Annotated in this window: 25 protein-coding genes; 8 read left to right on the forward strand and 17 right to left on the reverse strand. The window is 62.6% G+C overall.

Annotated elements, in window-relative coordinates; all coding sequences use genetic code 11:
- Nucleotides 1–24: 24 nt before the first annotated feature.
- From AC1TQG_RS22695 to AC1TQG_RS22710, 4 genes are all read right to left on the reverse strand, one after another.
- On the reverse strand, nucleotides 25–906 hold the full coding sequence (locus tag AC1TQG_RS22695) for an ABC transporter permease (RefSeq protein WP_482140482.1): 882 nt from the start codon (nucleotides 904–906) through the stop codon (nucleotides 25–27).
- A complete protein-coding gene (locus AC1TQG_RS22700; protein WP_482140484.1) occupies nucleotides 903–1,862 on the reverse strand; it encodes an ABC transporter permease in 960 nt (319 codons plus the stop codon). Before AC1TQG_RS22700 ends, AC1TQG_RS22695 begins: the two co-directional genes overlap by 4 nt.
- Nucleotides 1,863–1,877: 15 nt before the next feature.
- Nucleotides 1,878–3,476 (reverse strand): ABC transporter substrate-binding protein, encoded by a 1,599-nt coding sequence (locus AC1TQG_RS22705; protein ID WP_482140486.1) that lies wholly within the window; start codon nucleotides 3,474–3,476, stop codon nucleotides 1,878–1,880.
- Between the two features lie 72 nt (nucleotides 3,477–3,548).
- Complete coding sequence (locus tag AC1TQG_RS22710) at nucleotides 3,549–4,364, reverse strand: TauD/TfdA dioxygenase family protein (protein ID WP_482140488.1); 816 nt, start codon at nucleotides 4,362–4,364, stop codon at nucleotides 3,549–3,551.
- Nucleotides 4,365–4,551: 187 nt separating this feature from the next.
- Here AC1TQG_RS22710 and AC1TQG_RS22715 point away from each other — a divergent pair, with 187 nt between their 5' ends.
- Complete coding sequence (locus AC1TQG_RS22715) at nucleotides 4,552–5,187, forward strand: TetR/AcrR family transcriptional regulator (RefSeq protein ID WP_482140490.1); 636 nt, start codon at nucleotides 4,552–4,554, stop codon at nucleotides 5,185–5,187.
- A gap of 69 nt (nucleotides 5,188–5,256) precedes the next feature.
- On the opposite strand, the gene sigJ is transcribed toward AC1TQG_RS22715, so the two are convergent.
- Entirely contained in the window at nucleotides 5,257–6,168 is a 912-nt protein-coding gene (gene sigJ, locus AC1TQG_RS22720) for an RNA polymerase sigma factor SigJ (protein WP_482140492.1), read from the reverse strand.
- 8 nt (nucleotides 6,169–6,176) lie between these two features.
- Entirely contained in the window at nucleotides 6,177–7,349 is a 1,173-nt protein-coding gene (locus tag AC1TQG_RS22725; protein WP_482140494.1) for an NAD(P)/FAD-dependent oxidoreductase, read from the reverse strand.
- A gap of 560 nt (nucleotides 7,350–7,909) precedes the next feature.
- On the opposite strand from AC1TQG_RS22725, the gene AC1TQG_RS22730 reads away from it, so the two are divergent.
- On the forward strand, nucleotides 7,910–8,092 hold the full coding sequence (locus tag AC1TQG_RS22730) for a hypothetical protein (protein WP_482140495.1): 183 nt from the start codon (nucleotides 7,910–7,912) through the stop codon (nucleotides 8,090–8,092).
- Between the two features lie 569 nt (nucleotides 8,093–8,661).
- Here AC1TQG_RS22730 and AC1TQG_RS22735 read toward each other — a convergent pair.
- Nucleotides 8,662–8,913, reverse strand: a complete 252-nt coding sequence (locus tag AC1TQG_RS22735; protein ID WP_482140497.1) for a hypothetical protein — start codon at nucleotides 8,911–8,913, stop codon at nucleotides 8,662–8,664.
- Between the two features lie 370 nt (nucleotides 8,914–9,283).
- On the opposite strand from AC1TQG_RS22735, the gene AC1TQG_RS22740 reads away from it, so the two are divergent.
- On the forward strand, nucleotides 9,284–9,526 hold the full coding sequence (locus AC1TQG_RS22740; RefSeq protein ID WP_482140498.1) for a DUF6480 family protein: 243 nt from the start codon (nucleotides 9,284–9,286) through the stop codon (nucleotides 9,524–9,526).
- A 194-nt stretch (nucleotides 9,527–9,720) separates the two neighbouring features.
- A complete protein-coding gene (locus tag AC1TQG_RS22745) occupies nucleotides 9,721–11,304 on the forward strand; it encodes a phytoene desaturase family protein (protein ID WP_482140500.1) in 1,584 nt (527 codons plus the stop codon).
- A 26-nt stretch (nucleotides 11,305–11,330) separates the two neighbouring features.
- On the opposite strand, the gene AC1TQG_RS22750 is transcribed toward AC1TQG_RS22745, so the two are convergent.
- The gene (locus AC1TQG_RS22750) at nucleotides 11,331–12,320 is read right to left on the reverse strand and encodes a GAF and ANTAR domain-containing protein (RefSeq protein WP_482140502.1); all 990 of its coding nucleotides are present in this window, start codon (nucleotides 12,318–12,320) and stop codon (nucleotides 11,331–11,333) included.
- 12 nt (nucleotides 12,321–12,332) lie between these two features.
- On the opposite strand from AC1TQG_RS22750, the gene AC1TQG_RS22755 reads away from it, so the two are divergent.
- From AC1TQG_RS22755 to AC1TQG_RS22765, 3 genes are all read left to right on the forward strand, one after another.
- Nucleotides 12,333–12,581 (forward strand): hypothetical protein, encoded by a 249-nt coding sequence (locus tag AC1TQG_RS22755; protein WP_482140503.1) that lies wholly within the window; start codon nucleotides 12,333–12,335, stop codon nucleotides 12,579–12,581.
- A 297-nt stretch (nucleotides 12,582–12,878) separates the two neighbouring features.
- Nucleotides 12,879–13,343, forward strand: coding sequence for an STAS domain-containing protein (locus AC1TQG_RS22760; protein WP_482140505.1), 465 nt, complete (start codon nucleotides 12,879–12,881; stop codon nucleotides 13,341–13,343).
- A gap of 291 nt (nucleotides 13,344–13,634) precedes the next feature.
- A complete protein-coding gene (locus tag AC1TQG_RS22765) occupies nucleotides 13,635–14,558 on the forward strand; it encodes a manganese catalase (protein WP_482140507.1) in 924 nt (307 codons plus the stop codon).
- A gap of 30 nt (nucleotides 14,559–14,588) precedes the next feature.
- Here AC1TQG_RS22765 and AC1TQG_RS22770 read toward each other — a convergent pair whose 3' ends face one another.
- From AC1TQG_RS22770 to AC1TQG_RS22800, 7 genes are all read right to left on the reverse strand, one after another.
- Complete coding sequence (locus AC1TQG_RS22770) at nucleotides 14,589–15,266, reverse strand: TetR/AcrR family transcriptional regulator (protein ID WP_482140509.1); 678 nt, start codon at nucleotides 15,264–15,266, stop codon at nucleotides 14,589–14,591.
- A gap of 52 nt (nucleotides 15,267–15,318) precedes the next feature.
- Nucleotides 15,319–16,464, reverse strand: a complete 1,146-nt coding sequence (locus AC1TQG_RS22775; protein ID WP_482140511.1) for an acyl-CoA dehydrogenase family protein — start codon at nucleotides 16,462–16,464, stop codon at nucleotides 15,319–15,321.
- A 22-nt stretch (nucleotides 16,465–16,486) separates the two neighbouring features.
- Nucleotides 16,487–17,704 (reverse strand): acyl-CoA dehydrogenase family protein, encoded by a 1,218-nt coding sequence (locus tag AC1TQG_RS22780; RefSeq protein WP_482140513.1) that lies wholly within the window; start codon nucleotides 17,702–17,704, stop codon nucleotides 16,487–16,489.
- On the reverse strand, nucleotides 17,701–19,389 hold the full coding sequence (locus AC1TQG_RS22785; RefSeq protein WP_482140515.1) for a class I adenylate-forming enzyme family protein: 1,689 nt from the start codon (nucleotides 19,387–19,389) through the stop codon (nucleotides 17,701–17,703). Before AC1TQG_RS22785 ends, AC1TQG_RS22780 begins: the two co-directional genes overlap by 4 nt.
- A gap of 4 nt (nucleotides 19,390–19,393) precedes the next feature.
- Nucleotides 19,394–20,146 (reverse strand): SDR family NAD(P)-dependent oxidoreductase, encoded by a 753-nt coding sequence (locus AC1TQG_RS22790; protein WP_482140517.1) that lies wholly within the window; start codon nucleotides 20,144–20,146, stop codon nucleotides 19,394–19,396.
- Nucleotides 20,147–20,156: 10 nt separating this feature from the next.
- Nucleotides 20,157–20,978 carry an enoyl-CoA hydratase-related protein gene (locus AC1TQG_RS22795; RefSeq protein WP_482140518.1) on the reverse strand — a complete coding sequence of 274 codons (822 nt, stop codon included), beginning with the start codon at nucleotides 20,976–20,978 and terminating at the stop codon, nucleotides 20,157–20,159.
- A 111-nt stretch (nucleotides 20,979–21,089) separates the two neighbouring features.
- Entirely contained in the window at nucleotides 21,090–22,403 is a 1,314-nt protein-coding gene (locus AC1TQG_RS22800; protein ID WP_482141431.1) for a lipase family protein, read from the reverse strand.
- 473 nt (nucleotides 22,404–22,876) lie between these two features.
- On the opposite strand from AC1TQG_RS22800, the gene AC1TQG_RS22805 reads away from it, so the two are divergent.
- Nucleotides 22,877–24,160, forward strand: coding sequence for a competence/damage-inducible protein A (locus AC1TQG_RS22805; protein ID WP_482140520.1), 1,284 nt, complete (start codon nucleotides 22,877–22,879; stop codon nucleotides 24,158–24,160).
- Nucleotides 24,161–24,240: 80 nt separating this feature from the next.
- Here the strand turns inward: AC1TQG_RS22805 and AC1TQG_RS22810 are convergent, their stop codons facing one another.
- Nucleotides 24,241–24,840 carry an NADPH-dependent F420 reductase gene (locus AC1TQG_RS22810; RefSeq protein ID WP_482140522.1) on the reverse strand — a complete coding sequence of 200 codons (600 nt, stop codon included), beginning with the start codon at nucleotides 24,838–24,840 and terminating at the stop codon, nucleotides 24,241–24,243.
- 73 nt (nucleotides 24,841–24,913) lie between these two features.
- Entirely contained in the window at nucleotides 24,914–25,645 is a 732-nt protein-coding gene (locus tag AC1TQG_RS22815) for an SDR family oxidoreductase (protein ID WP_482140523.1), read from the reverse strand.
- Nucleotides 25,646–25,660: the final 15 nt, after the last annotated feature.

Genomic DNA, 25,660 nt, shown 5'->3' on the forward strand with positions numbered 1-25,660 from the left:
AATCCTTCGGTCCGCGGCTGGCGTTCAGATTCGGCGGGCATGGTTCAATCCCTGGGCGATGAGGAGGAAGCTCAGGACCATCGCCGACACGACGATCAGGGGACCAACGGCGTAGGCCGGGTTGGTGTCGAGGTTCGGCACCGATGCGGCGATGATCGATCCCAGAGAAGGGTTCGGCGGCCGCACTCCGATACCGAGAAAGCTCATGGCGCTTTCGGCGAACACAGCGGCCGACATCGACAGTGCCAGTTGCACACCCAACGGCTCTGCGGCATTGGGAAGAACATGTTTGCGCAGCACCCACCAACGGCCGGCCCCGATCACCTCGGCCGCCTCCACATATGGCAGCTCACGCACCTTCAACAGCGTCGTTCGCAGAAGCCGCCCGAAGATGGGGATCTCAGCTGCCACGATCACCGCCACCACCGGCCACACACCGGGTCCGGTGATCGCGACGAGTGTGATGGCCAGGATCAACAGCGGGAAAGCAAGGATCACATCGAACACCCGTTGCGTCACCACGTCGGCCACCGTGTTCAGACTCGACAACAGTCCGAACAGTGCGCCCAGAACAGCGCCGAGTGGAACCGCGACCATGATGATCAGCACGTTGGTGCGGATGCCGTACAGAGTTCGGGTGAACACGTCACGATTCACCTCGTCGGTGCCGAACCAGTGATCGGCACTCGGCCCCAACAGGTTCGCGCCTTCGATCTGTTCGTTCGGCGAGAACGAGGTGAGCCACGGCGCCAGCACACCGGCAGCAACGATCACGCTCAGGATGATGACTCCGACGAGTCCTTGACCGGACAGCAGCGCTCCGAGCATCGGATTGCGACGCCGAACGCCGTTGGCGGAATCGGCGGTGTGGCCATCGAGCCCGGGTTCTGTCTCGATGACGCTCATGCCTGTCCTCCGATACGGATCCGTGGGTCGAGATAGGCGTGCAGGATGTCGGTGAACAACTGGATGAGCACGAAGATCGTGACCGATAGCAACAGCAGCACCTGCACCACCGGATAGTCGCGCCGCCCGATGCCCTGCTCGATGAGCTGACCGATGCCCGGCCAGGCGAAGATCGCCTCAACCAGCACCGCACCGCCCAGCAGGTGACCGGTCTGGATGCCGACCACGGTGAGCATGGTCGGTACGGCGTTGCGTAGCGCTGTGCGGGTCACCAGATTCCACCGCGACACACCGGCGGCGCGCGCGGTGATCACATACTGCTGGCCCATCTCGGTACGCAGCGACTCGCTCAGAAATCTGGTCAGCGATGCGGCCACCGGCAGTGCCAGACATACCGCTGGCATCAGCAGGTACTGAACCGTGATATCCGGTTGCGCCCAAAATCCCTCCGGTGGAACACCACCCGATGGCAATACCGGAAAGATCACCGCAAAGACCAACACGAACAACACACCCGTGACGAAGTTCGGGAGGGCAACGGAGACGGTGTTGATGGTGTTCACCGTCGCGGTCAGCCATCGATTCGGCCAGGCGACCACCGCGATGCTCAACGCCAGACTCATGATGACGGCGAGGAGAAGCGCGGTTCCGGCCAGGACCGCTGTGTTCCCGAGGCCGGCGAGGACCAGATCAGCGATCTCACCACCCAGCACATACGACCGTCCCAGATCGAAGGTCAGGACATCACCGATCCATGAAAAGTATTGCGCGAAAATGGATTTGTCGAGTCCGAGTGAATGCCGAATCGAGTCGATCGACTCCGGGGTGGCGTCTGGTCCGGCCAACACCACGGCCGGGTCACCCGGCACCAGTCGCATGGTGAAGAAGATCAGCAAGGACGCCAGGAACAGGACCACCAGCGCGGAGGGCAGGCGTCCGATCAGATAGCGGATCATGTGTCGTCCGATCTCTCAGGCAACGTACGCGTCGGTCAGCAGGGTCTGCCTGGATTTGGTCCAGGCGAGGTCGTGCACCCGCGTGGCAGCGGCGGGTTGCGGGACCTGCACGGCGATTTCGACGAGGAACACGTCGCGCAGCAGCAGATCACTGATCTGCGCGTAGTGTTCGACCGCCGTTCCGTCGACCCCGTCGCGGGTTTCCCACGCGGCGGCAGCGGCTTCGGTGTACTCGGGTGACGAGTACCGAGATGCGTTGTGGGCAGCGTTGAACGGGTACGCACTGACCGTGAGTGTGGACGGCACAAACTGGGCAAAGGTGTGGGCATAGAGCCACAGACCCTCGAACTCGGCGGCGATCAGCGTCTTGAGGAAAACTGATTGTTCGACCGGATCGAGTTCCACGGTGATTCCCACGTCGGCGAGATTGGCCTGCACGATCTGTGCGATGGCCTCGAAGTCGCCGCCGCCGCCACGGTACGTCAGCGGAATCGTCGGCAGCTCACCCACCTCTGCGACCAGCGACTTGGCCTTGGCGACATCCCTTGTGTACGTGGAATTTTTCGCCTCGTCGTAGGCCACCGAGTGTTTCGGCCACGGAAGGTTGACGGCATAGCCCGAGTCGCGGAGCACCTCGGTGACGATGCGATCACGATCAATCGCGTATGCCAGGGCTTGCCGAACTCGGACATCAGCGAGCGCAGGCGCGGTGACATTGACCCCGAGATACGTCTGTGTTTCTGCACCTTCCAAACTGGTGACGTCGAAACCGTCTGTGTCACGGAGCGTTTGTGCATCCCGGCCGCCCAGCTCACCGGTGTAGTCGACCCGCCCCGACTTGAGTGCACTGAGCCGGCCCTGCGCGTCGGGAATGATCAGTGCTTCGACCCGGTCGAGGTACGGTCGATCCGGTACGCGATACTTCGCGTTGCGCTCGAACGTGATCTGGCTGTTGGGGGTTCGCGAGCTGAGCACGAATGGCCCGGTACCGATGAATGTTTCACCGTTCTGTAGCGCAGCGAATGTTTCGCTGTCGAAGATCGGAGCGAGGTCGAAGACATCGAACAGGTTCCCGACCGGGTGTGCCAGCGTCAGAACCAAAGTCTGGGGATCACTGGTGTCGTATCCGGTGATCGTCGCGGCGGTGCTGCGGAGCTGTGCCGAGAATTTGGGGTCGGTGTAGGTACGCAACGAGAACTCGGCGTCTTTCGCGGTGAACTGTCTGCCGCTGTGGAAGTAGACGTCATCTCGCAGGTGCACCGTGTACGTCAAACCGTCCGGCGATTGCTCCCAGGACTTCGCCAGCAGCGGTTGAGGTTCGATGGAATCGACGGGATACCGGGTCAACGTCTCGAAGACCAGGCCCAGCATGAGAGTTCCGGCCAGGCTTCCGCCCGTCAACAGCAACGGTGGATTGATGTCGTCGGACACGCCGACTTTCAGGCTGCCGCCACGTACCGGCTCGGCCGAGGCATCCCCGGCTCCGCGCTGCTCACCGACCGCAGAGGAACAAGCGGCCAAAGACCCGGCGCCCAGGACTGCAAAGGCGGTGAGTCCGGCTCCGCGTAAGAAGCCGCGTCGATTGACGGCAGTCGTTGAAATAGACGAGCGCATGGGTTTACGTCTTTCAGGAGCTGAGAGGGACAGAATGATTGGTCTGAATGGGCAACTGCAGGGGGTGACAACTCAGCCGGCGGCCGGAATCGGCACCTCCGGCGCCACCTCGATGCGGTGGATGCGGCGGTCGCCGTCGCCGTAGTCGTAGATGGCGTTGTGCTGGACAAAATGGTTGTCCCAGATCGCGATATCGCCGACCTGCCAGCGTCGGCGGCACGTGAACTCGGGCCGTATCGACTCTGCCCTGAGGAGATTGACGAGCGCGTCGCTCTCAGACTTCGACAGACCGTTGATGTCCGGGGTGAACAGGTTGTTCACGAACAGCGACAGTTTGCCGGTCTGCGGGTGCCGGATGACCACTGGATGCCGAGTATCCGTCGGCTGAGCAGGCGTGCTCGGAAAGCGGTGCGAGGCGCTCAGGCCGAGAAGCAACTGCCGGATGGGTTCCGACAGCGCCTCGTAGGCGGCGATCTGACTCGACCACATGGTGTCGCCGCCGAACGCAGGCAGCTGCTGCATATGCAGGACGCTGAACCGTGATGGCTTCGGTTTCCACGACACATCGGTATGCCACTGATTCGCCTGGTACGCATTTTCGTTCTCGGTGGAGATCACCGAGATCTCGGGATGACCTTCTTCGCCGAGGTTCTCCAGATGCACGTGGGGGTATTCGATCGGTCCGAAGTGTTTCGCAAATGCGGTGTGGACATCGGGATCGAGCCCTTGCGCGGGAAAGAACAGCACACCGTGCCGGTACAGCTCCTTCTTGATCCACTCCACCTGCGCGTCATCAAGGTTTCCGACTGCCGCGCCGTGGATCTCGGCACCGATCATTCCCGCTATCGGGTGCACCGACAGTGATGGTTTGGTCTCGAGAGTCGTCATGGATCTCCTTGAATCGCGCCGATGTTCGTCGATGGCCGATGCCATCTGAATGTGAATCTAATGCGGGGTCATTAAATTGACGCCGTATAGATTTTGCTTGCGTCCATCTCTTGATTTGCCGGTTCAGAGTTGCTATGGGCGGGCATGTGGTTTCGAATCAGACCGGCGCAAGGCTAGGTTTGACCCTGTGGCAACCAACAAAGGGCGGTACGCCTCGGGAGATGCAACCAGAACGCGATTGATCGAGAGCGCCGAACGGTTGTTCGCCGAACGAGGCTATGCCGCAGTGTCCCTCAACGATATTCGCCAGGCGGCCGGGCAACACAATGCCTCGGCGATCAGTTACCACTTCGGATCCAAGGCCGATCTCCTGCAGGCCATCTTCGAGTACCGGCTGCCGTCGATCAATGCCGACCGCAACGCCGTCGTGGCGACGTTGTACCGCGACGAGGAGGCACCCTCGACCCGGGCAGTGCTGTGGGCGACCGTGAAGCCTCTTGCCAACACACTTGGTGAGGGCAACAGATATGTCGGCGTCCTTGACCAGCTGACGACTGCCGGGCTGATCGGAGAACACTTCATGGCAATCGACGCATCGCTCAACGAAAGCGGTCGCGTCGTTGCCGAGTCACTGCGGGCGTCCGTCGATCACCTGCCTCCCGCGGTCGTCGACCTGCGTCTGGAGCTCGTCTTCACGAGCATGGTTCGGCACCTCGCGAACCTCGGGCGAAGCGGGACTGTCCCCACTACCGAGGACCTGACCGATGCGATCGACGCCTGGGAGGGACTACTCCTGGCCCCCGTCTCCACTCCAGGGATCTGACGACACCCGGACCTCGGTGCGTTCACAAACGGACCACGCGTCGGGTCTTATGAACTCGTTACGTCTGTGTCAGTGCAGATCAGTTCCGAGTGACTGTCGCCGACCACCCCGCACAGCTCCCAGTTTCGCGGGATTGGCAACATTGTGGATCTCCGCTATCTGACCATCGGAGTTCATCGTGAACGTGAAGGTGCCGATCACCCGCGCGGCCCCGGTGATCAAAACCCCCAGGGCACCATTGATTTCGGTCACGGTGAAAGCCATGTCGGCAATGTCGACGCCCTCATAGGGTCGCTGCGACACCCCGGCCAGCCAGGCCGATACCGCAGTGGCGCCAAAGATGGGCCGCCGCGCCTGTCGAACCTTGCCTCCACCGTCGGTCCACAAGGTCACCTCTGGAGCGAGGAGCTCCATCAATGCGTTGATGTCGCCGCCGCCTGCCGCGGCGAGAAACCGATCGACCACTTCGCGGCTGTGGCGTGGCCCCACGTCGAACCGTGGGCGTCGGGCCTGCACGTGCGCTCTGGCACGCCGACCTGTCTGGCGCACAGCACTTTCCGTTCGCTCGAGCGTGGTGGCGATTTCGGTATAGCTGAAGCCGAATACCTCTTTGAGCACAAAGATCGCCCGCTCCAACGGGCTGAGGCTCTCCAGGACCACCAGCATCGCGACCGACACCGATTCAGCCTGCGAACCTTGATCACCGGGTTGATCAAGGTCGGTCAGGATCGGCTCGGGCAACCACGGGCCGACATAAACCTCGCGTCGACGTTGAGAGGAGCGGAGCCGGTCCAACGCGACATTACAGACCATCCGGACAAGATAGGACTTGGGTTCGGCCACCTGTTCCATGTCGACCCGCGACCACTTGAACCAGGTGTCCTGCACCGCGTCCTCGGCATCTACTGCGGTGCCGAGGACCCGGTAGGCGGCTGAGAACAGCAGACCGCGGTTGTCGTCAAAGATCTGTTGCGCATCCACTACTCACGTCATCTCGCCGTCGTCGCGCTGCCCCCGTGTCGCCACGGAATCGCGCCTGGAAAATTCTTCATCACGCCGAATGCCTTCCAGGGACTGCTACTCACCGTCTCCTTGTACATGGTGGCCGATCTACCTGTGAGCACATACCGATTCGGCGAATCGTCGGGTCGGGTGAACTGGACAACAGCATCGGACCTGCCGAGGCTGAGTGGTTGATGCATGTACGCGAACCGAAATGGCTTGGGCTCTTCACCTTTGAGCTCGCGGACAATCGACGCTGCGGCGTGTGTTCCCGACGGGATCCCGCTCTGACAGGTGCCGTGGATGATGCCGTAGTTCTGACGGATGGCCGCCACGTCGCCCACCGCGTACACGTTCGGGTGGGACAGCGATCGTAACGTCGTGTCGGTCACGATCCGGCCTGCGTCATCGACGGCGAATCCCGCCGTGGCCACCACGTCCGGAGCTTTGACGCCCGCGGTCCACAACACCGCATCGGCAGCTACCTGCTCACCGCCGACGAGATCGACGCCGTCAGGCAACACTTTGGCGATATCGACGCCATCGCGCACGGTCACGCCGAGGCGAGCCAGGGAATCCGCCACGTATTCCTGGCCCCTGGACCCCATCTGCGATGCCGGCGGCCGGCGGCTCAGCAGCGTCACATCGAGGTGGGGATGCTGTTCGGCCAGTTCGGCCGCGGCCTCGACACCGGTCAAACCGCCGCCTGCAACCACCACTGCACCACCATCCACGATGCCCTCGATTCGGTCGGCAAGCCGCGCGGCGCTTTGGACATCGTCCAAGGTGTACGCATGTTGCGCCACGCCCGGAACCGCTGGGGCTGCGACACTACCGAGCGCGCAGACCAGGATGTCGTAACGAATGCGGGACGTGTCACCGAGCCGAACCGACTGGCCTTCCGGATCGATCTCGTCGACCCACCCACACCGGAAGTCGATACCGGTTCCGTCCAGCATCTCTTCGATGTCGTAGAACTCCAGCTCCTCACCGGCTGCCACCTGATGCATGCGCAACCGCTCGGTGAATCTTGTGCGTGGGTTCACCAGGGTGACATGGGTCGGACCGGATGCCCACGAACCTCCTCGGGCACGCCGGGCGACTCCGATGGCCGTGGCCATTCCTGCGTAACCGGCACCGAGTATCACTATCTCTGACATGACTGGCGTCCTTTCTCTCGTCTGTATCCATGAGACGCAACCCACGGTCCAAAACGTGACATCGGCGCCCGCCGGCTCGGACCGGCCACCGCACAAGCCGGAACCTTTTATGGGCGTCGAGATACTGTCCGAGCAATGCCGCGTGCGACGCTCCAGCCTTCTCCGACGGTGATGATCGGTTTGATGCAATCATCCAGCTTCAACGAGAAGACGTGATAGGTCTCGCCGCTGCGTTCGAGTGGGATGCGTTGGGTGACAATCCCATTCGGATTGAGCAACCCATTTTGAATGTGTTCGAGCAGGAGTGGCCACTGCCGCTTGACGGTGCCCTGGTTCAGTTGCTGCCGAGTAGTGCGCCGAATATCCGGTGACGACTGCGACCGCGAGAAGAAGTGCATCTCCCTCGATGGTGCCCCTCATCAGAGCTATGTTTGAAGAACTCCGGGACTGGATACACCCCTATACGGTCCGGTTGAAGTCCCAGCCCGCCACACCAACGCTCGCGGCGTCATTGCCTCGAGTACCGACGCGCCGGATCCCGACGCCGAAGAAGGGCACTCATGAGCTGGAGTTGCGACACCTGTGGACGGAATCTGAAGATGCCGTACATCACCGACCACCTCGCCGAAGTTCACGCCGGGTACACCAGCGGATGGGCAATCACCGCAGACATGGCCATGTGCCCCGCCTGCGCCACAGCACTGATGGCGCCATCGCTGGATGACAGCAGCGTGGTGGGCTGAGCCCCATGGGCATTCCCCACGCTCTCGGGCGTGGGGAATGCCCCGTCCCAGCCATCGGCACGATCGAATCCACCGCTGAGCGGGGCCGAACTTGTCATTCGTCGTCTGACGACCGGTAGGCACTTCGATAGCGAGCGCGGCGAAGTCTGGCCATCCGACTTTGTAACACGGAATTCCGGCCCTTTTTTCTGCTCGATGAGAACAATGTAAAAACGGCGCCGGCGAATAGAACCGCGGCAACCGCGGCGATAATCGCTCCGATCGCCGATCCATTGGCCCAAAAAACCAGGGCCACACAAATAGACGCGACGGTGGCCAGGACGCATAGAAAGCCCGCCCAGCCCGCGGCATGCATCTTGCCGACTTCACGCTGAATCGGTGTATTTCTAGGCATCAATCGCTCCTCCTAGTGCATCACCCTGGCGCGAAGTTCTCTTGAACAACTCATCTGCCGCGAAAAGTACCCACTACCGAATCGGGTAAACGCCGCGAGCGGCGACAGTCAGGGGTTGCACCGCCGCGCCATCACCGGAATCGCGGGATCAACTGCACGTGCAGGCGGGGCATACTCACACCATCACCACGGCCAGTCCAACGACACAAATGGCCATGACCGCGCACAACACCGCGGTCAGTGTCGCACTGACAACCAATCCGACCACCAAGACCACGCCACCCAGCGCGAGCGCGAACGCCGCCACCAGCGCGAGCGTCGACCCGCGCTTCGCACCGAGATCGTCCCAGATCTCCGGGTCCGAAATCCTCACGTCCGGAACCGCGGCTCCAGCGTTGTCATTGTCAAAGATTCTGCGAGAGAACATTTCCACTCCTCTGACCGCAGCACCCGTACTCGCTCGTCGTTGCGCAGATAAATGATCTGCCGTCGACGAACAAAGCAATTATTTGGGCATGCGGGGTAACCGATTTTCGAACGACCGGGGAAAGAATGACCACGACATTTCGAAAGCCCGGATGACGACCAATGTCGATTGTGCGGCTGGGTGGTGAACCGTCCAACAAGGATAATCCGCAGCATCTCGTAAAAGCAACACGGCGCCGATCAGCACGCGGGTTCCGATGCGTCCGTTCTGGGTACCCCGCCGGAGAGCAGCGAATGGCGCCGATTTACCCGTACAACGACAGGAGCACCAATCATGACCAAGAAGACCAGCGCCTCACCGAAGTATTCACATGAGTAACGCGCACGACCGCGGGACGGATCCGGAGAACTTGCCTGGATTGGAGGGCGCCCACGGGGTCGAGCCCGGCGCTACACCACCGGATGCCGCGCAGACGTCCGGGCTGTCCGCTTCCGAGCCCCGCACCTCGCGGCATTTCCCGCCGACCGGAGTGGCCACGATCATCGTTGTGGTCCTGATAGCGATCCTCTTTCTTGCCGCTGCGATCGGAATCATCGTTCAGATGGTCTCCTGACCGCGTCCAGGACGGCCCTGGACGCACGGCCACATGCACGTCGGTCTCCGCGAGCACTGCTCGGGCGTCCGCCACGTCCACCGCGGTCGCCACGTCGGATCCGCCGGTCGCAGGTTTCAGGCGCTCGGTGGAGGGCTACCCATAGACATGCAGAACACAACGCCCTGCTGTCGGCCGCTGTCCCGAGGCATCTGATGGTCTCTGACGCGGTTGTCATCGGTGGTGGCCACAACGGTCTTGTCGCCGCTGCCACGCTCGCCGACGCCGGATGGGATGTCACCGTGCTCGACGCCCAGCCCGAACCGGGAGGGGCGGTACGGAGCGCAGAGCTGACCTCTGGCTACGAGAGCGACCTGTTCAGCGCGTTTCACCCTCTGGCGGCAGTGTCACCGGCGTTTCGCGGACTCGATCTCGACTCGCACGGTCTCCGGTGGAGTCACGCGCCGGATCCGTACGGGCATCCCAGTCACCCCGACGATGACAACGCGGTGATCATCCACCGGGACCCCGCCGAGAACGCTGCGCAGTTCGCCCGGTACGACGAACGGGACGGCCGCACATGGCTGGCGCTGACCGAGCAATGGCAATTGCTGAAACCGGCACTGCTCGAGACCTTGTTCGGCCCGTTTCCGCCCCTGCGCGGCCCCCTGTCCATTCTCCGCAGGCTGGGTATCGGTGATTCGACTCGGCTCGCGCGGTTTCTGCTGCTGCCGGCCAATCGAATGGTCACCGAGTTGTTTCACAGTGAACATGCGCGTTTGCCGATGCTCGGTAACGCGATGCACGCTGACGTGCCGCTCGACGCGCCGGGCAGCGGAGTCATGGGTTACCTGCTGACCATGCTCGCCCAGGACACCGGCTTTCCGGTCCCGGTCGGCGGGGCGGGTGCGCTGACGGAGGCACTGGTGCGTCGGTGCGAATCGGTGGGAGTGCAGATCGTCTGCAATTCGCCGGTCACCAGCATCGAGACCAACTCGGGCCGAGCTCGCGCAGTGCGAACAGCGGACGGGAAGTCATGGAAGGCCAAACGGGCCATCATCGCGAACACCTCCGCGCCCAACCTCTACAAGAATCTTCTGCCCAAGGACGATGTCCCCGTGCGGGTCCTCGACGACCTCGAGAACTTCGAATGGGATGCACCGGTCGTCAAGGTGAATTACGCGGTGCGCGAGCCCATTCCGTGGAACTCGAAGAACCTGGGCCGGGCCGGAACCGTCCACGTCGGAGCAGACAGGCACGGTTTGATGCGTTGGATGACCGACATCAACACCGGGGTGGTCCCCGCACATCCGTTCTTGCTCGTCGGGCAGATGACGACCGCCGACCCGACACGATCACCAGCCGGGACCGAAAGTGCCTGGGCCTATTCGCATCTACCGAGAGGCATTGACGATGATTCCGCCGCGCTGCAACTCGCCGCGCGGATGGACGCGGTGATGGAGGCTCATGCTCCGGGATTCGGGGACCTGCTCGTCGGCCGACACGTACAGACCCCGGCCGACTTGACGGCCGCCGACGCCAACCTTCACGCCGGCGCCGTCAACGGCGGTACGTCCCAGCTGCATCAACAGCTGATCTTCCGGCCGACACCAGGGCTGGGACGGGCGGAGACGCCTGTGGAGCGCTTGTATCTCGGAAGCGCCTCAGCCCATCCAGGCGGTGGAGTGCACGGTGCGTGCGGACGTAACGCGGGGCGGGCCGCACTCTCTGCCGACGGCGTCAAAGGGCTCCCGCGTCGCTTCCTGGCGCGCAAGACCATCGATCTGTTCACCAGATAGCAGAAGGCGAGGCTCGCTCGAGGCGACTATCCGGTCTCCACCAGTTTCCGCGCCACCTCTGCAAGCGGCACGTTGCTGTCCTGAGACAGCTTGCGTAACAGTTCGAACGCCTGCACCGCATCGACGGAAAACCGCTCCATGATCATGCCCTTGGCCTGCCCGATGAGGTCACGACTCGCGAGCGCACTGTTGAACTGCACCTGTTGGCGCGCCCTGAACATGGCCAGCGCGGTGTGGGTGGCGTAGACGAAACCCACTTCTTCAGACTCCCGGGTGAACGCGTTCACCTCCTCGGAGAACAGATTCAGCGCGCCCATGGCACCTTCATGGGTGAACAGTTGAAATGACAGACTTGACCTGACGGCAGTTTCGCTTATTGCTCGCGCGGCGAACGCAGGAAACCGCTGCTCGTCATAGAAGTTGTTCATCCAAACCGTCGGCTGCTCCCACGCAGCTTCGAGGCAGGGACCTTCTCCCACCTGCTTCTGAATCTGATCGAGTTGTTCCACCACCGGATCCGTGACCCCGAGCGATTCGAACTCTTTCTTCTTCCGGACCAACAGCACGCCTGCGAATTGCGCCCCCGGCACATGAGTCACCGCGCCCGAGGAGATCGAGCCGATCAAGGCATCGACATCGTCCTGCGCCGATGACAGTTTGTGCATGTCTCGCACCAGTTCGGCAATGGTCGTGTGCACTTCGGCGTCCATCCAACTCACCGTTTCTGTCCAACGCTCACGGCGGGCTTCTTCCACCGACTCGCGGGTCAGTATACGCACGACACGGGTGGCCAACTTGCCGATGCTCCGCAGGACACACGGGGACGCCAACGGGAAGAATTGCTGAATTCGTTGTGCCGCCCGGTTTTCCCTCATGCGTTCGCAGAGGAAGCAATCTTGTGGCCATACATCCGCCGCCGTATCCCCAAGGGTGAAGACGTCCGGGATGAAGAAGATCGACTGCTGCCACTGCTGCAGGCCAATTCGTCCGAACGCACACTGGTTCGTCTCGGCCACGCCTGGGAGGCCGTGCGCCGTATCGCGCCGACCCGCCCCCACCCGGTGGTCGCCCGCCGACCTCCGGGCAACGCCGTTGCGGCACTTCCATTGACGATTCTCGATCGTGCGCGCGATCGCCTCGACGGACACGTGCGCAGCGACTCGGCCCTCGCGTCAACAGCGGCGGCGGGTAGCCGGACCATCGCCGGACTGGCCGGCCGAATCGAACACATGACCCCGCTGACCCGCGGCGACGATCCGTCGACCCACCGAAGCTGACCGGGGCCTGCTCTCACTCGACCGGTATCGGCGCCTCGATGTCGGCAAGGCCGTCCGCTGGTGGCCGCAAACGACGCGCGGACCTTTCCGTCCTGGACTGACGTCCCTGGTGACGAATTACCCTGCACCCCACATTCTTTCAGCCCACACCGAATCTCGGCCGGCGGCGGGACGACCTGAGGGGTTGCAAAGCCGGTCGATGACTGCAACTATTGGTCCAGGTTAAATGACTAGCCGTGCTCTGCGCCGGCGGTACCCTCATGCCTGCGCTTCCCATATCGTGTTCAGGGAGCGATTGTGAAGTCAGAATTCGAATTCGCCGAATATTCCAGTGCGGCTACATCCGCGTGTGGCCAATTCTCTATTTCCACGATCGCTTGCCACGACCTTTTTGTCCTGAGTGTGCGCGGCGACCTCGACTTGTTGACGGGCGATCAGCTGAGTCAGACCATCGACGAGGCCCTCGCCTCGGGTGCGAAAAGCCTGGTCATCGACATGACGATGACCGACTTCCTCGGCGCCGCCGGCCTCACCGCGCTCGACTACGGACGCCGACGAACCGAGACCGCGGGCGGACGATTTGCCGTGGTGGCCGCCGGCCGCGCGACAGCCCGCCCCATCACGGCACTCGGACTCGACAAGACGCTGAACATGCACCGCAGCGTCAACGACGCGATGGCTGCTTGCGGCCGAGGTGGCCCGGCGAGCCGCCGTCTCGTAACCGACGCAATCGGAGTGCATGGCCTCACCCGGCCTGCATGAACCGGCTACGCCATCCCGAAGACACCGGCTTGGCGCGATTCGTTCACCTTTTCTGATTGCCAGATATACGGCAGATTCACGGCTCGAATGCGGTGCCGGTGATCTGGGATGACAAGCACTCTCCGCAGGCAGATACCGATGTATGTCGCCGCGGCATCAGTTGCCGAAACAACTTGGGTTGCAACCTTTTCACTCCATTGGACCCGTTTGCCTCGGCGGTTGCCACCTCACGGCATGCCCTGCCACGGAAGGTCGAACACCTGCGATTTCCATAAACGACTGGATTCCAATATGTTTCGTCACACCGACTACCTGCAGTTCGATGTCAAGCCGGAGACTCCCGACCCCGTCTACGCCCGAAAGCTACAGGAGCTACTCGGCGGCGCGTTCGGTGAAATGACCGTCACCATGCAGTATCTGTTCCAAGGATGGAACTGCCGGATGCCCGGCAAGTACAAAGACATGATCATGGACATCGCGACCGAAGAGATCGGTCACGTCGAGATGATCGCAACGATGGTGGCCCGACTTCTGGAGGGCGCCCCGGCAACCGAGTCGAGCAAGGCCGCCGGGGGAGATCCGGTGACCGCAGCTGTGCTCGGTGGAATGGATCCGCAGCAGGCCATCGTTGCCGGCGGAGGTGCCCTCCTCGCCGACAGCAACGGGGTCCCGTGGAACGGCCGTTACATCATCGCCAGCGGCAATCTCCTCGCAGATTTCCGTGCGAACGTCACTGCGGAGGCCCAGGGCCGTTTGCAGACAGCTCGCCTGTACCACATGACCGACGACCCCGGCGTGAAGAACATGTTGAAGTTCAACCTTGCCCGAGACACCCACCATCAAAACCTCTGGCTCGCCGGGATCGAAGAGCTCAAGGCCGACGGTCTCGAGGAGACCATCGCCCCGAACGCGTTGCTGGACGAGGAATACTCCGAACACGCCGAGAACCTCTGGCATCTCTCCGACGGTGTGCACTCGGCCGAAGGTGGCTGGGCGAACGGAGTGGCCCCGGACGGTAGGCGCAACATGGGGATTCTCACGGATCCGCAGCCACTGGGCGGCAAAGGCCAAGCGCCGGCACCAGATCCCAAGCTCTACGCCACTTACGATGGCTCGCTCGGGACACCACGTGAGGCTGCACTCGGTACCGAAAAGGGTCTCATGGGCAAGGTGAAAGATGCCCTTGATCCCGACTCGTCACGCGACAAGGCCTAAAAGCGGACCACCCGTGTGCACTCAGGCACGTCAGTCACGATCAGAGCCGGCGAGTTTCTCCAGATAGGCGTCGAGCACCGCAGGGACGATCAGTGCGGACAGCTCATGTTGCAGCTGAGCCCGGATGTAGCTGTCCACCGTGAACTTCGGTGCGAAATGCCAGTGCTTCAGAGCCCAGCCATGCGCCAGCATCATCAGATCGAAGACCACCAGGTCGACATCGACGGGCTTCATCAAACCGAGTTCGATGCCGGTCTCGATGGCACCGCGCATCGGTGCGGAGGTCTCGACCTCCAGGTCCTTGATCTGCTCGCGGCCGGCCGCATCCAGGGTTCGACTCTCGCGGTATGTGAGGATCACGGCATCGCGATTCTCGTCGACGATGGTGGTGTACCGAGCGAATCCGGCTACCAACCGGTCAACCGGGTCGTCACCGGCACTGTCCATCGCGGGCTTGAGCTGGTCGCGGAACGTCTCCAGAATGTCGACGATCGTGGCCAGCAGGATGTCTTCTTTGTTGCCGAAGTACTTGTAGATCAGGCCCACGCTCACCTCGGCCTCGTCGGCCAGTGCCTGCATCGACATCTGGTGAAAGCCGGTGCGCTGCATCACGGTCACCGCCGCATCGAGCACCTGGCGCCGCCGGGACGAGACCCGTACCGCACGGACTGCCTCGTCGACAGTCAACTGCGCGTCTGACTTGGCCATGCGGTCCTCCTCTTCCACCTGATGCGAATTGATTCATCACCGTAGCGGATTGTCACATCTGCAGATCTTTGGCGATGATCGTCTTCATGATCTCGGTGGTGCCGCCGTAGATGGTCTGTATCCGGGCATCGACAAAAGCCCGTGCCACCGGGTACTCCCGCATGTAACCGTAACCGCCGTGCAGTTGCAGGCAGCGGTCCGCGGTACGCACCTGCAATTCGGTGGTCCACCACTTGAGTTTCGCCGCGCGGGTGGCGCTGAGCTCCCCCTTCACGTGTGCGGCGATGCAGTCGTCGAGATAGGTTCGGGCGATGTCGATCTCGGTCGACAGTTCGGCCATGACGAACTGTGTGTTCTGAAATCCCGAGACGGGCCGGCCGAACGCGGACCGCTCGCGCACGTACTCGAGAGTCCGGGCGAACACACCCTCCGCCGCCGCGACCGCACCCACCGCGAGTGACAGCCGCTCCTGCGGAAGGTTGTGCACCAGTTGGTAGAAACCCTGCCCTTCTTCACCGAGCAGGTTCGTCGCCGGCACACGCATATCCGTGAAGGCGAGTTCGGAGGTGTCCTGGGCGTGTAATCCGATCTTGTCGAGATTGCGGCCACGTGTGAATCCCGGGGTCTCTGCGTCGACGACGAGCAACGACAACCCCTTGTGACGATCCGGAGATGTTCGCACGGCGACGACGAACAGATTTCCGTTCTGTCCGTTCGAGATGAATGTCTTCGCACCGTTCACGACGTAGTGGTCGCCGTCTCGCACAGCCGAGGTGCTGATACCGGTCAGATCACTGCCGGTACCCGGCTCGGTCATGGCGATGCCCAGTACGGTGTCGCCGGTGACGACCCCGGGCAGCCACCGTGCTTTCTGCTCGGCGGTGGTCATATCGGTGAGGTACGGCAGCACCACGTCGTTCTGCAAGGAGAACGCGATCGCTTCGGAAGCCGCTCCGGTGCGGGCCGTCTCATCGATGACAATCGCGTTGTACCGGAAGTCATCAACGCCGGGACCGCCGTACTCTTCGGCGACCGTAAACCCCAGGAGCCCTTGTTGACCCGCGTCCGTGAGCAGGGAACGATCAAGCATCTTGTCCTCTTCCCACTTCTCATGGGCGGGGACGATGCGTTCGGCCACGAAACCGGCGACGGCATCACGGAAGTCCAGGTGTTCGACGTCGTGTGTCAGTGCGCTCATGTCGGTACTCCTTCGCCGCGTGTCAACGGAATGCGTTCTGACCGGTGAGGGCCTGCCCGAGGACCAGCTGGTGCATCTCGGGGGTGCCTTCATATGTGAGCACCGATTCAAGGTTCACCATGTGCCTGATGACCGGATATTCGAGGGATACGCCATTGCCGCCCAGTATCGTTCGTGCCGTGCGGCAGATCTTGATCGCTTCGCGGGTGTTGTTGAGTTTGCCGAAGCTGACCTGATCGGGACGCAGGCCGACACTGTCCTTGAGCCGGCCCAGGTGCAGGGCCAGGAGCTGGCCTTTGTGCAGTTCGACGGCCATGTCGGCGAGCTTGCCCTGGGTCATCTGGAATCCGGCGATCGGTCTGCCGAACTGCGTGCGCTGTGTCGAATAGTCCAGTGCGGCCTCAAAAGCTGACCGTGCTGCGCCCATCGATCCCCAGATGATCCCGAAGCGGGCCTCGGTGAGGCTGCTGAGCGGGGCCTTGACACCCCCGCCGCCACGCAGATCTGTGCTGGGCATCAACGCAGATTCGGGTAGACGGACGTTGTCGAGAACGATCTCTCCGGTGGCCGAGGCGCGAAGTGACAGTTTGTGTTTGATCTCCGGAGTACTCACCCCCGGAGTATCGGTCGGCACGATGAATCCACGAATCCCGCTCTCCCCCTGCCCGTCGTCGGTCTGGGCCCACACCACCGCCACATCGGCGATCGGCGAGTTGGTGATCCACATCTTGCTGCCGTCCAGGATCCAGTCCGAGCCGTCCTTACGTGCCCGGGTCTTCATCGCAGACGGATCCGATCCGGCATCCGGTTCGGTGAGTCCGAAGCAGCCGATGATGTTGCCTTCGGCCATCTGCGGCAACCATTGCTGCTTCTGCTCTTCGCTTCCGTTGTTCCAGATCGAGAACATCGCGAGAGATCCCTGCACCGACACCATCGATCGGATACCGGAGTCGCAGGCTTCCAGTTCGAGACTCGCCAGGCCATAGTGGACCGAGGTCGATCCGCCACAGCCATAACCCTCGAGATGCATTCCGAGGACACCGAGTGATCCGAACTCTTTGAAGAGTTCACGCGCATGTGGAATGCCGCCCTGCTCAAACCATTCCGCGATGTTCGGTGCGACGTGCTCGTTCAAAAATCCTCGGACGCTGTCCCGAACAGCGAGTTCGTCGTCGGAGTACGACAGATCCAGACCCAAGAGGTCGGTGCGGTCGAAAGTCGGTGCAGTTCTGGTATTCAAGATCCGGCTCCTTGTGTTTCGGGCGTCGGGCGGTGAAAGTGGCCGTCGGCCATATCGGTGCGTGCGGCCTCAGCCGCTTTGTAGTGAAGCTTCTTACCGGTCGCCGACAGTGGCAAGGATCCGACGAGGCGGTAAGCGCGGGGACGTTTGAAGGTCGACAACATGGGGTGATCGCGACAGTATCGGTCGAGTTCGTCGACGCCGAGTGCCGGATCGGATGTGACCACGTAGGCGACCACGACCTGGCCCCAACGGTCATCCGGTACCCCGACCACAAGGCAATCCGTGACGCCGGGGTGGCCGTTCAGCGCCTCTTCGATCTGCACGGGGTGGACGTTCTCGCCGCCGGAGATCAGCATGTCGTCTTTGCGCCCGACGATGGTGACGAACTCATTTTTGTCCCAGGTCGCCAGGTCACCGATGTGCAGCCAACTGCCCGAATACTTCGCCGCTTCCTGCTCGGGTGATTTGTAATAGGCCATCGCACTTTTCGGCGACCGCACGATGATCTCCCCGACCTCGGAGCCGTCGCGTGCGACCGTCTGATCCGGTCCGGCGAGTGAGCCGTCATCGAGGATCTTCACCACGGCGACGTCGTCGTCGATACATGCCCGACCGGCCGTACCCGCCATGGCCGGCAGGTCAGCCGGACGCAGGAAGGTGTTCCAGAAGCCTTCGGTGCTGCCGTATCCGTTGAAGATCCGGGGCGTGAGCACCCGCTGGTAGAGCAGTGCCGCGTCTCGTTCGAGTGGCGCGCCCATCGTGACGATGCCACGCAGGGACGACAGGTCTCGGGGTCGGTCCTGCTGTGCCTTCGCGAGCATTCCGAGGTTGGTTGGTGCCCCGATGAGGAAGGTCAATCCGAACTCCTCGACGTAATCGAGAGTGAGATCGGCATCGAATGTGCGTTGCGGCACCAGCGATGAACCGAGATAGAACGTCGGATTCGGTCCCGCACAATACAATCCGCCGCGATGGAACCAGGGTGTCATGTTGAGGGTGCGATCTTCTGGCGCCAGCGGAAAATGCATGATGACGTCGTGTGCGCTGAAGATCTCGATGGCACTGTTGAGCGGCACGGCTTTCGGCATGCCGGTGGTACCGGACGTGTAGAGACGGGAGGTCTCATCGAAGACGCCGCGGGTGACGGTCGGCGGATCGGCGGGACCTGTGGTGAAGTCATCGAACCTGATCGAGGTATGCCCGACGACCGGCTCTCCCGGACCGACCGCCACCAGCAGTTCGGGCACGTGGGCGGCGCGCTGGAGTGCGTCGGCCACCATGGCCGACAGGTCCACGTCGTAAATGAAGACACGGGGCCTGCTGATGTCGATGATCGTGGCCGTTTCACCGGCCGCCAGACGATAGTTCAGCGGCGACCCGACCGCCCCGGCGGCTTGGGTGGCGAGATAGAGTTGCGCGAACTCCGGGCCGTTGAACAGTTGGTAGGCAACAACATCACCGGGGCGCACCCCGGCCGCAACCAGCGCGGTCGCGATGCGGTCCACCCGGTCGCCCAACTCGGCGTAGGTCCACTGCGCCCCGGTGACCGGGTCGATCATCGCGACGCGGTCAGCGTAACGATGGACGTTGCGTCGAAAACCGTTGAGATAGGTGAACTCAGTTTCGAAATACGCCCGATAGGCGTGGGCGTCGTACTCTACGGGTGTGTCGGCATCGCTCATGGTGCTATCCCGCCATGGTCAGGCCGCCGCTGACACTGATCACCTGTCCGGTGATGAATGATGCGGCGGACGAGGAGAAGAACAGGACTGGCGCGGCGACCTCGTCGGGCCGGGCCAACCGTCGGAACGGAATCGCCCGGACCAGAGCATCTTTGAGCTTCTCCGCTTGCGCCTGGAACAACGGGGTGTCGGTCGGCCCCGGGCAGACACAGTTGACGGTGATGCGATGCCGGGCCATCTCCCGGGCCAGCGATTTGCTCAATGCGATGACACCGCCTTTGGCTCCGGCATAGATGGCCTCGCCTGAGCTACCGACACGACCGGCATCGGACGCCAGGTTGATGACCCGGCCGCCCGGGTGATCGGGATTGTCGGTTGCCACCTGAACCATTCCGGGCAGGAAGGCACTGCACATGTGCACGGGTCCGAGATAGTTGATGGCGACCACCTTCTCGGCGAATTCCGTTGATGCGTTGAGGAATTGATCCGTGCGATCCCAGCCTGCCGCGTTCACCAGGATCGTGGGAATCCCCAGCTCGGCGTTGACCTGGTCGCGGAGGGCATCCACCTGCGACCGATCTGCGATGTCCACACCCATCGGGGTGATCAGATCGCTGTGCTCGGCGGTCCGCTTGGCGGCTTCGAGATCCAGATCGGCGGCGGCGACGGCGATACCCTGGTCGGCCATCGCGAGCGTGATGGCCTTGCCGATGCCCGACCCTGCGCCGGTGACCACGGCGATTGTCTTGGTTCTCATGGTTGTCCTCTCAGCTTCCGACGTACTTGCCGAAGTCGGGGATCCGTTTCTCGGCGAAGGCGTGGGCGCCTTCGAGCCCCTCGGGTGAATGGGTGAACAGATCGAGGGCAGACATCGCGAGGTTGCTCAGACCGGCTTGATGATCGGTGTCGGCGTTGAAGCTCTGCTTGAGGAATCGCAGCGCAGTCGGGCTCTTCTCACCGATCTCGGCGGCGATGGCCTTCGCCTCGTCGAGCAGCTGGTCGGCGGGGACAACGAAGTTCACCAGACCCCAGCGTTCAGCCGTCGCGGCGTCGTACTGCCGGCACAGGTACCACATCTCCCGTGCGCGTTTCTCGCCGACGACCCGGGCCAGGAATGCCGAGCCGAAACCCGCATCGAAGGACCCGACCCTGGGTCCGGCCTGCCCGAACTTCGCGGTCTCGGAGGCGATCGACAGATCGCAGAGCACGTGGAGCACGTGGCCACCGCCGATCGCCACACCGTTGACAGCCGCGATCACCGGCTTGGGGACGTCCCGGATCAGCTTGTGAAGGTTGCCGATCTCGAACATGCCGCTCTCGGTGGGGCCGTAGTCCCCGGTTTCCGCACGTTGCTTGACGTCACCGCCGGTGCAGAAGGCCTTCTCCCCGGTCCCGGTCAGGATGATCGCCGCGATGCCGTTGTCAGCCCACGCCTTGCGGAACGCGCCGATCAACTCCTCGACAGTCTTGCCGCGGAAGGCGTTGTAGCGGCTCGGACGGTTGATCGTGATGACGGCGGTGCGGCCGTCGACCTCGTAAATGATGTCCTCGTACGTCGGAGAATCCCCATTGAGTGATTGAGTGTTCATAGTGAATGAATGTACATTCACTATACTTGCGTGTCAACGGTCACAGAAAGAAACAGCAGTTCACGTGCTGTTTTGCACACGCATCACGCCGCAAGGTGAGGGCGTGAATACCTAGCCTGCAGGAATGGGCAGCGGTGCCAGAGAGTTGCCAGGGGGGATCGAGGAGCAGTTGTCCGGAGGGGCTGCCCCGGCGAAATGCTGATCGAGGAAGCGGGCCGCTTCCGCCTGGAACGGGACGTACGCCTGGCCGTGGCTCAGTCCGGCGTACCGCGTGTAGTTGACCGGCACTCCCCGACCGCAATACGTGTGGGCCAGAGCCTGGACGTCTCGGGTGATCATGACCTGGTCACCGGTTTCATCGATTTGGCCGACGGCCAGGAACAGGGGCACATCAGGGGTTCCGGCGGTGCCCATGATGTTGTCGTTGATGGCACGGACCACCTGGGGTACCTGCAGCAGCGAAGTAAGGGGCGGGGCGACCATCTGGGCGTCGGTGAGTCCGGGATAGGCCGCGACGAACTGGTCGATGCACTGGTCCTGGACACGCTTGACGATCTCGGCGCCGTAGGAAGACAGAAACGACGAGGGGTTGAGATCGTAAGTCCGGTTGTACGCCACCACCAACGCCGGGATGACGCCCGACCAGTTCTGGCTCCCACTCACGTAGGGCAAATTGTGCGCCAGGTCGACGGGCAGACCGCCGCCCGCCGCAGCCACGATGTTCAGGTCGGGCGCGTAGGTGGGTGCAACCTCGGCGCCCCACTCGGTCGGGACCGACCCGCCCGAGTATCCGACAAGTCCGACCGGCGTGGACGAGGGCAGGCGCAGGACGGCTTCGGCCGCCCGGACGCCATCGAGTGCGGCGTATCCGGATTGACGCCCCACGGTCCATTCCAACCGTTGACCTTCGTAATCGGGGACGCTGACGTGGTAACCGGCAGTCAGATAGCCCGCGATCACCGACTGTCCGGCCAGCGACAGTTGACTGGGGTTGTTGCCCTGCAGGGTGTACGACGGGTCGCACTGCGAGCCGAGGGCGTCGTATGCGGTGTGGAAGGAGACGATCCGGGTATCTGCGGTTGGTGTGATCGGCCGGAATACCGTGGTCACGGTCGTCACCGGGGCACCTTGCTGATCGGTGGTCCGGTACAGCGCCTGCGTACCCGCGATCGGCGTCCTGAGTTCGCCTGCCGCGAAGGTGATGTCGCGGGTGCGGAGCACGGTCCCCGGCGCCACCGCATCCAACGGTCCGGTGTACGCGTAGAACGGATCCTCCGCGGGCAGTGGCGCCGCGGTCGCTGTCCCGGTGGATGATTCGATGGTCACCGGCACCACGAGTGCTGCGACCAGCAATGCCACGAACGCAACGACACCGAAGAAAGCCGAGCGTGAGCTGGTGTACCACCGACCATGAATCCAATTCATCGGGCTCATGGGAACTCCTTGTCGCCACTGCCGAAATCCAGACCGCCAGCAAAATCCAGACCGCCCGGAAGAATGTGCCAATTTTGTCACATTCAGGCAGCATTTACTCCATTTATTCCCGAATTGCCGAACGTAGTTCCCCTTGGCGTACGACAATCGGTATATTCCAGACTCGGAGATACCCGTCATCGATGGATAGTTAGATGCCCAAAACAGTTGCTGCGGTAGGCTTTCCGCCATTCTTGAACCACCACGCCGCCGTGGAGTGAGTTCGCCGACGGTCTCACCTATTGATATTCGGGCTATTGCGACAACTGGGACAATATGTCGATCTACGCCTCATTCCCTGACCTGCCAACCTGAAGCGGGCAAACACGAGTCCTGCGAGGGTAGATCGCCCTGGACACCCTCCTATTCGACGGTTTCAGGTCCGCGACCAGAAGGTGCCCACTGGCCCCACTAAGCTCGGGTACATGACAGTGCGGGCAGGCGTGATCGTGACCGGAACCGAGGTTCTCACCGGTCGGATCACCGATCAGAACGGCCCCTGGGTGGCTCAACAGCTCCTCGAGCTCGGCGTCGACATCGCGCACATCACGGTGTGCGGCGACCGTCCCGACGACCTGACGGCACAATTGCAGTTCCTCGCCGATCAACACGTCGATCTCATCATCACAACCGGAGGTCTCGGACCGACCGCCGACGACCTGACCGTCGCGACGGTCGCGGCGTTCTGCGGTCGTGAACTGCTCCTCGATACCGACCTCGAGGAACACATCGGCGGAATCATCAAACGGTGGCGCGGACGCCTGTCCTCCGATCCCGATCCTGCGCCGTTGCAAGCAGGTATCCGTAAACAGGCGATGGTTCCGCAAGGTGCACAGTCGATTCCGCCGACCGGCACCGCACCGGGCGTGGCGATCGGGGCAACCGGGCTACCTGCCATCCTGGTGCTCCCCGGCCCACCGCTTGAACTGCAGGCGATGTGGCCTGCGGCGCTGAAGACATCTGCGGTTACAGAGGCCATGGCCAACCGATCAGTGTTGCAGGAGTCCATCATTCGAGCTTATGGCCTCTCCGAAGCCGACCTTGCCGCGACATTGCGCGCCGCAGAACAAGATCTGGCCGGATTCGAAACCCTCGAGATCACCACTTGCCTGCGACTCGGAGAGCTCGAAATGGTGACCCGCTACCCTGATTCGTCGACTGCCGCCTACGCCGAGTTGTCATCGATCGTCACGGAACATCATGGCGCACGGATTTTTTCGACGGACGGTTCGACCATCGACGACCAGATCGCGGAACGACTTGCCGGGCATCTGACCGCCACCGCCGAATCATGCACGGGCGGCCTGCTCGCCGCGCGGCTCACCGACCGACCCGGGTCGTCGGTGTACGTCGTCGGCGCAGTCGTGGCCTATGCCAACGTGATCAAGACCGGCCTGCTCGATGTGCCATCGGAATTGATCGCGCAGCACGGAGCCGTCAGCGAACAGGTGGCCGCGCGGATGGCCGAGGGTGCGTTGAGCCGGCTCGGAGCCGATGTCGCGGTGTCCACGAGCGGGATCGCCGGCCCCGGCGGCGGAACCGATCTCAAACCGGTGGGTACCGTCTGCTTCGCCATCGCGGTCGCGGGTGAGCCGACGGTGACACGGACACAACAACTCCCGGGTGACCGCGCAAATGTTCGAGCACTCGCCGTCACGTCGGCGATGCATCTGCTCGCAGAAGTGCTGGACGCCACACCCCCCACGTGACGCTGTGCGCAACCCGGGCCGCAATATGGTGATGCATCAACCATTTCAGTTGTGGCTGAGCCTTGTTCCGCGGACCGGATTCACCGCGAGACGGTGATGTTGAACGTGGCGGTCTGCAAGGCGCCAACGAGTACGAAGAACATCGGGGCAAGGTGCTCGGTCGCCAACGCACTGTCGACACCGCCCAGATCGAGAATGCTCTCGTCGGGCCATCCCAGGTCGGTCAGCAAACCGGCGACCACAGTCTTGGCGGTGCTGTCATCGCCGCTGACGAAGACGGACGCCCGGGGCAGGGAGGCCAGTGGATCGACCATGATGGTGAAGTTCATCGTGTTGAGGGTTTTCACGACGCGGAGCTGCGGGAACCGGGCCTGTACCTGTTGGGCCACGCTGTCGCCTGGATACGCCATCGTCATCTGCGAGGTGAAAGCGCCTGACGGGTCCAGCACGATCTTGTCGCGCAAGACATCCGCCCCGATGTCCTGCAACGTGGCGAGTACGGCAGTGCCGGGGATCGCGGTGATCACCACATCAGCTGGGGCAACAGCGTTCTGTTGGCTGACGGTTCCGGCTTGCCCCGAAGGTGTCCGTGACCCGTAGACGACGTGGTGGCCGGCGGAAGCCAGTCGTGCGCCGAGTGCGGATCCGACTTTGCCAGTGCCCAGTATTGCGATGTTCATGAACTCTTCCTGTTTCGTGGACGCAAGTACCCACGGTGACGCGGGCTCGAACTGAGAATGAGATCGGCGACGATCACCAGGGAACGACCCCGGCGTCCTCGAAGAAGCCCCCTGTCGGACCGTCGTCCGCAAGAGTGGCCAGGGCGATCGCGGTCTGGGCGCCTTCTGTCGGACTGCGGACGCCGCGGAAGCCATTGAGGTCGGTGGCGACAAATCCTGGGCAAGCACAGTTGATCAGGATGTTGGTGTCTGCCAGTTCCTGGGCGTATTGCAGGGTCACCGCATTCAGGAAGGTTTTCGAGGGCGCATAGGCCACCGCAACCGGACCGGTTGTCGTTTCGCTGCCGGGACCAGATTGCCGGGTCAGCGAGCCCACGCTGCTGGACATGTTCACGATTCGTGGCGACGGCGATCGACGCAGCAACGGCAGCATGGCGTTGGTGACCCGAATGACGCCGATGACGTTGGTCTCGACGACCGCACGGACGAGAGCCGGATCGACAGTGGTCGGCTGTTGCGGACCGCCGCCGGTGATGCCCGCGTTGTTCACCAAAGCGTCCAGACGGCCTGCTCGCTCATCTATCAGGTCAGCGGCCGCAGCAACACTGCGGTCGTCGGTGACGTCCAATGGGACACCGAAGGCGTCGATGCCCGCTTCTCGAAGTCGGGCCACCGACTGCTCCCGTCGTGTCTGGTCCCGGGCTCCCACACCGACGCTCCAACCCAGCGCACCCATACCCGCCGCGATCTCGTAACCGATGCCCTTGTTTGCGCCCGTCACCAGGACGATCTTCGTTTCGCTCACGCCATCGATCATGCG

The sequence above is a fragment of the Williamsia sp. Y844 genome, from assembly GCF_056786475.1.